Origin of the sequence: Streptomyces capoamus (assembly GCF_014654935.1) — a bacterium.
GTDB classification, from domain to species: Bacteria; Actinomycetota; Actinomycetes; order Streptomycetales; family Streptomycetaceae; genus Streptomyces; species Streptomyces capoamus.
The window spans coordinates 10828-20351 of sequence record NZ_BNBF01000025.1; the positions used below are offsets into that span (position 1 = coordinate 10828).

The 9524-nt window shown below is 73.4% G+C and carries 10 protein-coding genes; 5 read left to right on the plus strand and 5 right to left on the minus strand.

Translation table 11 applies throughout. From position 1 onward, the window contains the following. Both IE312_RS42610 and IE312_RS30785 read right to left on the minus strand, forming a co-directional pair. The coding region (locus IE312_RS42610; RefSeq protein WP_229900651.1) for a DUF4031 domain-containing protein at positions 1 to 164 on the minus strand (164 nt) is incomplete at its 3' end. A gap of 7 nt (positions 165 to 171) precedes the next feature. Next, entirely contained in the window at positions 172 to 555 is a 384-nt protein-coding gene (locus IE312_RS30785) for a DUF8819 family protein (protein ID WP_189985547.1), read from the minus strand. 55 nt (positions 556 to 610) lie between these two features. Between IE312_RS30785 and IE312_RS30790 the strand changes: the two genes are divergently transcribed. The 5 genes from IE312_RS30790 to IE312_RS30810 all read left to right on the plus strand — a co-directional run bounded on the left by IE312_RS30790 (position 611) and on the right by IE312_RS30810 (position 5414). Then, the gene (locus tag IE312_RS30790) at positions 611 to 1516 is read left to right on the plus strand and encodes a MurR/RpiR family transcriptional regulator (protein ID WP_189985548.1); all 906 of its coding nucleotides are present in this window, start codon (positions 611 to 613) and stop codon (positions 1514 to 1516) included. A gap of 58 nt (positions 1517 to 1574) precedes the next feature. Beyond that, positions 1575 to 2498 (plus strand): N-acetylmuramic acid 6-phosphate etherase, encoded by a 924-nt coding sequence (gene murQ, locus IE312_RS30795; protein ID WP_189985549.1) that lies wholly within the window; start codon positions 1575 to 1577, stop codon positions 2496 to 2498. Between the two features lie 46 nt (positions 2499 to 2544). Beyond that, the gene (locus tag IE312_RS30800) at positions 2545 to 3117 is read left to right on the plus strand and encodes a hypothetical protein (RefSeq protein WP_189985550.1); all 573 of its coding nucleotides are present in this window, start codon (positions 2545 to 2547) and stop codon (positions 3115 to 3117) included. 48 nt (positions 3118 to 3165) lie between these two features. Further along, complete coding sequence (locus tag IE312_RS30805; protein ID WP_189985551.1) at positions 3166 to 4110, plus strand: RNA polymerase sigma-70 factor; 945 nt, start codon at positions 3166 to 3168, stop codon at positions 4108 to 4110. A 107-nt stretch (positions 4111 to 4217) separates the two neighbouring features. Further along, positions 4218 to 5414, plus strand: coding sequence for an NAD(P)/FAD-dependent oxidoreductase (locus IE312_RS30810; protein ID WP_189985552.1), 1197 nt, complete (start codon positions 4218 to 4220; stop codon positions 5412 to 5414). Positions 5415 to 5462: 48 nt separating this feature from the next. On the opposite strand, the gene IE312_RS30815 is transcribed toward IE312_RS30810, so the two are convergent. The 3 genes from IE312_RS30815 to groEL all read right to left on the minus strand — a co-directional run. Beyond that, positions 5463 to 7013, minus strand: coding sequence for a carboxylesterase/lipase family protein (locus IE312_RS30815; RefSeq protein ID WP_189985553.1), 1551 nt, complete (start codon positions 7011 to 7013; stop codon positions 5463 to 5465). Positions 7014 to 7092: 79 nt separating this feature from the next. Next, positions 7093 to 8220, minus strand: a complete 1128-nt coding sequence (locus IE312_RS30820; RefSeq protein ID WP_189985554.1) for an NADH:flavin oxidoreductase — start codon at positions 8218 to 8220, stop codon at positions 7093 to 7095. Positions 8221 to 8423: 203 nt separating this feature from the next. Further along, positions 8424 to 9524, minus strand: a 1101-nt coding sequence (groEL, locus tag IE312_RS30825; RefSeq protein ID WP_229900636.1) for a chaperonin GroEL, incomplete at its 5' end; no start/stop codon positions are given.

The window sequence follows — 9524 nt, forward strand, 5'->3', positions numbered from 1 at the left end:
TACCGGTGGGACGGGATGTCGTAGTGGTCGCCGTCGAAGGCCCGCCGGGGTACGCCCAAGCCGGCGGCGAACAGGTGCAGTTCGTCGTACGACACGTCGCTGACCAGGTGCGACCACAGGCGCCCGTGGCCGGGCCAGGTGGGCGGGTCGATGTAGACGGTCACCGGCGCCTCACGAGGACATCATCCCGCCGGTGGCCGAGCCCAGGGAGCCCACCGAGGCGACCTTCACGCCGGCCTTGTGGCACACCCAGTGCGGGTGGGGGCCCAGTTCCGGCTCCACGTCCAGCGCGTGCGGGTCGCCGGAGCCGCACACCGGGCACAGCGGCCAGCGGCCGTGCCGCTCCAGCAGCGCGTCCTGCACGTCCTGGGCGACCAGCCCGGCGACGAAGGCCACGCCGTCCGGCCACTGCTCGACCCACCAGCGCCGCTGCGCGATGGACTCCTCCACCAGGGAGACGACGTCCGCCTCCGCGACCTGCCCGGCGACCAGGTCCGCGAGGACCCGGGCGCGGGCGGCGTGCAACGCCTGCTCCAGGGGGTTGATGGGGTCCATGCACCCATTGTGCGCACTCTTGACCGCGTCACCGAACCGAAAATATCTTTCATCCGTGACCCAGGATGTGAAGGAAAGTTTCGGCGGCCCGGCCGGCTCCCTCGCCGCCAAGGTGCGCACGCTCGCCCCGTCCATGACCCGGTCCATGCAGCGCGTCGCCGAGGCCGTCGCCGCCGACCCGGCCGGCTGCGCCGCCCTCACGGTCACCGGCCTCGCCGCACTCACCGGCACCAGCGAGGCGACGGTCGTGCGCACGGCCCGGCTGCTCGGCTATCCGGGCTACCGCGACCTGCGGCTCGCCCTCGCCGGACTCGCCGCCCAGCAGCAGTCCGGCCGCGCGCCCGCGATCACCACGGACATCGCGGTGGACGACCCCATCGCCGACGTCGTCACCAAACTGGCCTACGAGGAGCAGCAGACCCTCGCCGACACCGCCGCCGGCCTCGACACCGCCCAGCTCGACGCCGCCGTCACCGCGCTCGCGAGCGCCCGCCGCACCGACGTGTACGGCATAGGGGCCTCCGGGCTCGTCGCCCAGGACCTCACCCAGAAACTGCTGCGCATAGGACTCATAGCCCACGCGCACAGCGACCCGCACCTCGCGGTGACCAACGCGGTGCAGCTCCGTTCGGGTGACGTGGCGATCGCGATCACGCACTCCGGGTCCACCGGGGACGTCATCGAACCGCTCCGGACCGCCTTCGAGCACGGGGCGACGACGGTGGCCGTCACCGGGCGGCCCGACTCCGCGGTCACCCAGTACGCCGACCTGGTGCTGACCACGTCCACCTCCCGGGAGACCGAGCTGCGGCCGGCCGCGATGTCCTCCCGGACCAGCCAGCTGCTGGTGGTGGACTGCCTGTTCGTGGGAGTGGCGCAGCGGACGTACGAGACCGCGGCGCCGGCCCTCGCCGCGTCGTACGAGGCACTGGCCCACCGGCACCGGAGCGCTTCGCGATAGACGTAGGGAGATAGACGTAGGGAAAAGCACGTCCCCGTACAGGAGAAGGCCACCCCCCATGACCTCTCATGACCTGCGCAGTCAGCTGGCTTCCCTGACCACCGAGGCCTTCCGGCCCGAGCTGGCCGGGATCGACCGGCTGCCCACCCTCGACATCGCCCGCCTGATGAACGGCGAGGACGCGGGCGTACCCGGCGCCGTGGCCCGGCAGCTGCCGCGGATCGCCGCCGCCATCGACGCCGTGGCCGAGCGGATGAGCCGCGGCGGACGGCTCGTCTACGCCGGCGCGGGCACCGCCGGCCGGCTGGGCGTCCTGGACGCCTCCGAGTGCCCGCCCACCTTCAACACGCGCCCCGGCCAGGTCGTCGGGCTGATCGCGGGGGGCCCCGCGGCCATGGTCACCTCCGTGGAAGGCGCCGAGGACTCCGGTGAGCTGGCCCGCCGCGACCTCGACGCCCTCCGGCTCACCCCGGACGACAGCGTGGTCGGCGTCTCCGCGTCGGGCCGTACGCCCTACGCGGTCGGGGCCGTCGAGCACGCCCGGGCGCTCGGCGCGCTGACCGTGGGCCTGTCCTGCAACGCGCACAGCGCGCTGGCCGCCGCCGCCGAGCACGGCATCGAGGTCGTCGTGGGCCCGGAGCTGATCACCGGCTCCACCCGGCTGAAGGCCGGCACGGCCCAGAAGCTGGTGCTGAACATGCTGTCGACGATCACGATGATCCGGCTCGGCAAGACGTTCGGGAACCTGATGGTCGACGTGCGCGCCTCCAACGACAAGCTCCGCGCCCGCTCGCACCGCATCGTCTCGCTGGCCACGGGCGCGGAGGACACCGAGATCGAGAAGGCGCTCACCGAGACCGGCGGCGAGGTGAAGCACGCGATCCTCGTCCTGCTCGCCGGCGTGGACGGCCCCACCGCCGCCCGCCTGCTGGAGGAGTCCGGCGGCCACCTGCGGGCCGCGCTGGCCCATGCCCCGCGCTGACCGGCGCCGGCCAGGCACCATGGAGGCGAGGAGGACACCCACCGCTATGAATCACGCCCAGCTCACCGCCCTCGGACGGGCCCTCAGGCTGCTCGGGGAGCACGGGGAGGCGCTGACCGCCGACACGCCGGACGCCCGGCTGCACGAGATCAAGGACGACCTGCGGCGGGCCCTGGACCTGCTGGACGACACCGTCACCGGCGGAGCGCCGGCCACCCGGTGCCCCGAGCACCCGCAGGGCCCGGTGGACGAGAGCGCGCCCGACCTGTGCCTGCTGTGCGAGACCCGGCGCCGGGCCGCCCGACGGTCGGAGTTCCAGGGCGGCAGGCCCCGGCCGGGCGAGCCGGTCCGCACCGCGCCGTCCCGGTACGGCGTGCGTGCCGACCGGCCGCAGCCGCAGCAGCGGTGGCTGCCCGAGCTGTGGAACGGGCAGGAGTGGCAGCTGTGCGGCACCCCCAGGCGGGACCGGCACGAGGCGGAGGCCTATCTCGCCGCCCAGCGGCGCGGGTCGCGGCCCGCGATGGCCTACCGGCTCGTGCACGAGTTCACCGACTACGAGGTGCTGCGGGTGTGGGGCACGCCCGTGTACGTCGACATCGAACCGATGGGCAACCTCTAGATCGGCTGTCCCCTGACCGGGCCCGCGCCCGGCGGCTAGGATCCGGGCATGGCCTTGACCATGAACGACGTGGAGCGTTTCGAGGCCTCCAGGCCGCGCCTGGAGGCCATCGCCTACCGTCTCCTCGGCTCCGCGAGCGAGGCCGAGGACGCCGTGCAGGACACGTTCCTGCGCTGGCAGGCGGCCGACGTCGAGCACGTCGAGGTCCCCGAGGCCTGGCTGACGAAGGTGCTCACCAACCTGTGCCTGAACCAGCTCTCCTCGGCCCGCGCCCGGCGCGAGACCTACGTGGGCGAGTGGCTGCCCGAACCGCTGCTCGCCGGGGACCCGATGCTCGGGCCGGCCGACACCGCCGAACAGCGCGAGTCGGTCTCGTACGCGGTCCTGACCCTGCTGGAGCGACTGTCCCCGAACGAACGCGCGGTGTACGTGCTGCGCGAGGCCTTCGACTTCGCGCACCGGGAGATCGCCGACATCCTCGACATCACCGAGGCCGCCAGCCAGCAGATCCTCCACCGCGCCAGGAAGCACGTCGCGGCGGGCCGGGCCCGTGCCGAGATCGACGGGGCCGCCGCCCGGCGGATCGTCGAGGAGTTCCTCGCGGCGGCCACCACCGGCCGGACCGAGCCGCTGGTGCGGCTGCTCACCGAGGACGCCGTCGCGATCGGCGACGGCGGCGGGAAGGTCCCGGCCCGGGCCAAGGCGTTCGAGGGCGCCCGCGCCGTCGCCACGTTCATGCGGGGCCTGTTCAAGCCCAGCAAGGCCAAGCAGGCCCACGTCGGCGGCTCGCCCGAGGTCTACGCCACCGCCGTCAACGGGGGTCCCGCCCTGGTGGCGGTGGTCGACGGCCGGGTCGTCGGAATCATGTGCCTGGAGATCACCGCCGAGGGCATCGCCGCCTTCCGCAACCAGGTCAACCCCGACAAACTGGACCGCGCGACCCGGCGGTGGGCGGCCGCCGAGCACGGAGAACCCCTGCTCCACGCCTTCTGATCCCGGTGTGAGGTGCTTCACACGGCTTTCCTGTCAGGAAGCGGCGGGCCGTCCGGTTCAAGGAGCGAACCGCCCAGGAGCAGGGGCACTCGAGACAGGAGCAGGAGATGCAGCACCGCATCGTCGTCCTCGGAGCCGGATACAGCGGAGCCATCGCCGCCGGGCGCCTCGCCAAGCGCCTGCACCGTGAGGACGTCGCCATCACCCTCGTCAACGCCGAGTCCGACTTCGTCGAACGCGTCCGGATGCACCAGGTCGCGGCGGGCCAGGAGCTGCGGCACCGGCCGCTCGCCGAGATGTTCGCGGGCACCGGCGTCACCTTCCGGCAGGCGACGGTCGCCTCCGTCGACGCGGACCGCCGGAGCGTCGCCGTGACCGGACCGGACGGCGCCGAGGAACTGGAGTACGACACCCTCGTGTACGCCCTCGGCAGCGGCTGGAACGACCAGGGCGTCCCCGGCACGGCCGAGCACGCCCACGAGATCGGCTCCCGCCCCGGCGCGCTGCGGCTGCGCGAGCGCCTGGCCCGCCTGACCGACGGACAGCCCGTCGTCGTCGTGGGCGGCGGCCTCACCGGGGTCGAGGCGGCGACCGAGATCGCCGAAGCCCGCCCGGACCTGGACGTCGCCCTCGTCGCCCGGGGCGGCCTCGGCGACTGGCTCTCGCCCAAGGGCCGCCGGCACCTGCGCGGGGTCTGCGACAGGCTCGGCATCACCGTGCACGAGCACACCGACGTCACCGCCGTCGAGGCCGACAGCGTCGGCACCGCCGACGGCACGTCCGTCCCGGCCGCGGTGACGGTGTGGGCCACCGGTTTCGCCGTCCACCCGATCGCCCGGGCCACCACCCTGGAGGTCTCCGCCACGGGCCAGATCGTGGTCGACCGGACCATGCGCTCGGTGTCGCACCCGGACGTGTACGCCGTCGGCGACGCGGCCCTGGCGGCGGGGCCCGGCGACATGCCGCTGCGGATGTCGTGCGCGTCGGGCGTCCCGACCGCGTGGCAGGCCGCCGACGCCATCGCGGCGCGCCTGACCGGCGGGAAGGTCCCCGAGGTGCCGCTGCGCTACTTCAACCAGTGCATCTCGCTGGGCCGCAAGGACGGCCTGATCCAGTTCGTCACCCCGGACGACCGCGCGGTCCCGCGTGCCCTGACGGGACGGTTCGCCGCCTTCTACAAGGAGCTGATCTGCAAGGGCGCGGCCTGGGGCGTGGCCAACCCGACGATCGGCCTGCCGGTCCGGCGCCACCGCATCGCACCGCACCCCGCCCCGGCGACACCCGCGGCCGAGGCGACGGCCTGAGACTGCCGGGGCGGACGGGGCGGGCGGGGCAGGCGGGGCGGGCGGGTGCTAGCCCAGCAGGGGCAGCGCGGTGACCTCGTAGCCCTCCCAGAGGAGTCTGCTGCGCTCCTCCGGGTACGCCGTGACGCTGGGCTCGGCGTCCAGGACCTGCACCAGACGGGCATCGGTGTCGTACGCCGGCCAGCCCGGGTCCCCCGTGCGGGCGAAGGACGTCCAGGAGCGGCGGAAGCGGGCCGACAGCTCCTCCGCCTCCGCCGTGACGCCGGCCTCCCCGAAGGCCAGCCTGCCGAGGTCGGCGTCGAACGTGCCGAAGAGCAGCGGGATGTCCAGGGCGTGGCAGGCGCCGAGGGTGCCGCCGAGCCCCGGTGCCGGCCAGGTGAGTTCGTAGACGTGGGCACGGCCGCCGCCCGCGCGCTGGGCCTCCGCCAGACGCAGGGTGGGCACGGCGAACAGCCAGTCGGTCTGGACGCGTTCGAAGAGTTCGGCGGGCGTGGCGTCCGGGTAGGCCGCGCGATAGGCCCGCTCGCCCGCCTCGCCGCCGGGCGCCAGCATGCGCAGGGTCGCCGTCGCCCGCTCGTCCGTGATCCCGTCGAGCGTGCCGCTCATGGCCATGAACAGGCGGAACTCGTCGCGGTTGTGGCCGGTGAGCAGGTCGACGTCGCGCGCCGCGCCCGCCGCCAGCGCCTCCCAGGGCGTGGCGGGCAGCACATCGCCGTCGACGACCGGGGAGAACGGCGTGAGCGTGGGCGCCGCCCGGCCCCAGCGGTCGGTGTACCCGCCCATCCTGGCCGCCAGCGCCTGGCCGGCCTCGGTCAGCCGGTGTGGGTCCACCCCGGCCAGGTCCGCCGCGGTGGGCCGGCGGCCCGCCTGTGCCGCCAGTTCCCGGCCGATGTCCCACGCCAGCGCGTCGGAGAAGAACGGCCCCGGCACGCTCTGCGCCACCGCCCGCCGGAACAGGCCGCGGGCCCGCTCCATCGTCATCAGGGAGGCCACCGAGCCGGCCCCGGCCGACTCACCGAGGACGGTGACCTGTCCGGGGTCGCCGCCGAACGCCGCGATGTTCTCCGCCACCCACTCCAGGGCCGCCACCTGGTCCAGCAGGCCCCGGTTCGCCGGTGCGCCCTCGATGCGGGCGAACCCCTCCATGCCGACGCGGTAGTTGAAGGTGACGACCACGACGTCGCCGTCCCGCGCGATGCGCCGTGCGTCGTAGCCGGGCTGGGCGGAGTGGCCCAGCTTGTACGCACCGCCGTAGATCCACACCATGACCGGGCGTGCCGTGGCCGGATCGGGGCCGGGCGTCCACACGTTCACCGTCAGCCAGTCGTCGCCCCCGGGGGCCGGGGCGGCCCCCGGGTCCTGGAACCCGGGCTCCTGCGGGGGCGGCGGGCCGAACGCGGACGCCTCCCGGGTGCCCTCCCAGGCCCGCACCGGGCGCGGGGCCTGGAACCGGGCCGCGCCGACCGGCGGTGCGGCGAACGGGACTCCCCGGAAGACCGCCGTCCCCCGTTCCCACCGGCCGCGCACCGCACCGGCGGCGGTGCGCACCACAGGCCTGCCGGACCGCGTGGCCGGATCCTGCGATCGGCTCGTCGTCATGCTCGCTCCCCTCACTGGTCGTCAGGAGAACGAACGGCGGTGATCACAGGTGCCCGGCCCGCACCCCGGCCGCACGGCGTCAGCTGAGGGTCTTCACGGCCTGCGCGTCGTAGGGCGCCAGCTCGTCCAGGCGGCCGGCGAGGACCTTGGCCGCCCACTCCGGGTCCTGCAGCAGCGCGCGGCCGACGGCGACCATGTCGAACTCCTCGGCCTCCAGGCGGTCCAGGAGGTTGTCGATGCCCTTGACCGGGGAGCCCTCGCCCTGGAAGGCGCCGATGAAGTCGCCGTCGAGGCCGACCGAGCCGACGGTGATGACCTGCTTGCCGGTGATCTTCTTCGTCCAGCCGGCCAGGTTGAGGTCCGAACCGTCGAACTCCGGCAGCCAGTACCGGCGGGTGGAGGCGTGGAAGACGTCGACGCCGGCCTCGGCGAGCGGGGTGAGGATCGCCTCCAGTTCCCCGGGGGTCCCGGCGAGGCGGGCGGTGTAGTCCTGCTGCTTCCACTGCGAGTAGCGGAAGATGACCGGGAACTCGGGGGAGACGGCCGCCCGGACCGCGGCGACGATCTCCGCGGCGAACTTCGTCCGGGCCACCGGGTCGCCGCCGTAGGCGTCGGTGCGCCGGTTGGTCCCCTCCCACAGGAACTGGTCGAGGAGGTAGCCGTGGGCGCCGTGCAGTTCCACGCCGTCGAAGCCGATGCGCTCGGCGTCGGCGGCCGCCGTGGCGAACGCGGCGACGACGTCGTCCAGGTCGGTCTGCGTCATGGCCTTGCCGGTGGGCTCGGCGCCGGCGGTGACCAGGCCGGAGGGGCCCATGGCGGGGGCGTCCGGGAAGGGGTTCTGCCCCTGCTCGCGGACCATGCCGATGTGCCACAGCTGGGGCACGATGGTGCCGCCCGCCGCGTGCACGTCCTCGGCGACCTTCGCCCATCCCGCGAGCTGCTCCTCACCGTGGAACCGGGGCACGCGCGAGCTGTTGCCGGCCGACTCGTGGCCGACGTAGGTGCCCTCGGTCACGATGAGGCCGACGCCCGCGGCGGCGCGGCGCGCGTAGTAGGAGCGCACGTCCTCACCGGGGACACCGCCCGGCGAGAACATCCGGGTCATCGGCGCCATCGCGATCCGGTTCGGGACGGTCAGACCGTTGAGCGTGATCGGGCGGGACAGGATCCGGGCCGCGCGGGAGGTGGCGGAGGCGGTGACGGTCACGTGGGAGCTCCTCGTGAGTGGGGCGTTAACCGAATGGTATGTGAGCATGCATTGTTGCAACCTCTTAAGCAAATGCGTGGAGGACCGCCTCGTATTCCGGCTCACACCCCCGGCCCGCCCGGAAAACGCCGAGGGCGGCACCCCCAGCCGAAGCTGGGGGTGCCGCCCTCGGTCGAAGGACAGGCGATCAACCCTCGGGTCGATCAGAAGTCCATGTCACCGCCCGGCATGCCGCCGCCGGCCGGCGCGGCGGCCTTCTCCGGCTTGTCGGCGATGACGGCCTCGGTGGTGAGGAACAGCGCCGCGATCGAGGCGGCGTTCTGCAGCGCGGAACGGGTCACCTTCGCCGGGTCGATGATGCCCTCGGCGACCAGGTCGACGTACTCGCCGGTCGCGGCGTTCAGGCCGTGGCCCGGGGTCAGGTTGCGCACCTTCTCCACCACGACACCGCCCTCGAGGCCGGCGTTGACGGCGATCTGCTTCAGCGGGGCCTCCAGCGCGATGCGCACGGCGTTGGCGCCGGTCGCCTCGTCACCCTCGAGCTCCAGCTTCTCGAAGACCTGGGAGGCCTGCAGCAGGGCCACGCCACCACCGGCGACGATGCCCTCCTCGACGGCGGCCTTCGCGTTGCGGACGGCGTCCTCGATGCGGTGCTTGCGCTCCTTGAGCTCCACCTCGGTGGCGGCACCGGCCTTGATGACGGCCACGCCGCCCGCGAGCTTCGCCAGGCGCTCCTGGAGCTTCTCGCGGTCGTAGTCCGAGTCGCTGTTCTCGATCTCGGCGCGGATCTGGTTCACACGGCCGTTGACCTGCTCGGAGGAGCCGGCACCGTCGACGATGGTGGTCTCGTCCTTGGTGATGACGACCTTGCGGGCGCGGCCCAGGAGGTCCAGGGTCGCGTTCTCCAGCTTGAGGCCGACCTCCTCGGAGATGACCTCGCCGCCCGTGAGGATGGCGATGTCGCCGAGCATGGCCTTGCGGCGGTCGCCGAAGCCCGGGGCCTTGACGGCGACGGACTTGAAGGTGCCGCGGATCTTGTTGACGACCAGGGTCGACAGGGCCTCGCCCTCGACGTCCTCGGCGATGATCAGCAGCGGCTTGCCCGACTGCATGACCTTCTCCAGCAGCGGGAGCAGGTCCTTGACCGAGGAGATCTTGGAGTTGGCGATGAGGATGTACGGGTCCTCCAGCACCGCCTCCATGCGCTCCATGTCGGTCGCGAAGTAGGCGGAGATGTAACCCTTGTCGAAGCGCATGCCCTCGGTGAGCTCGAGCTCCAGGCCGAAGGTGTTGCTCTCCTCGAC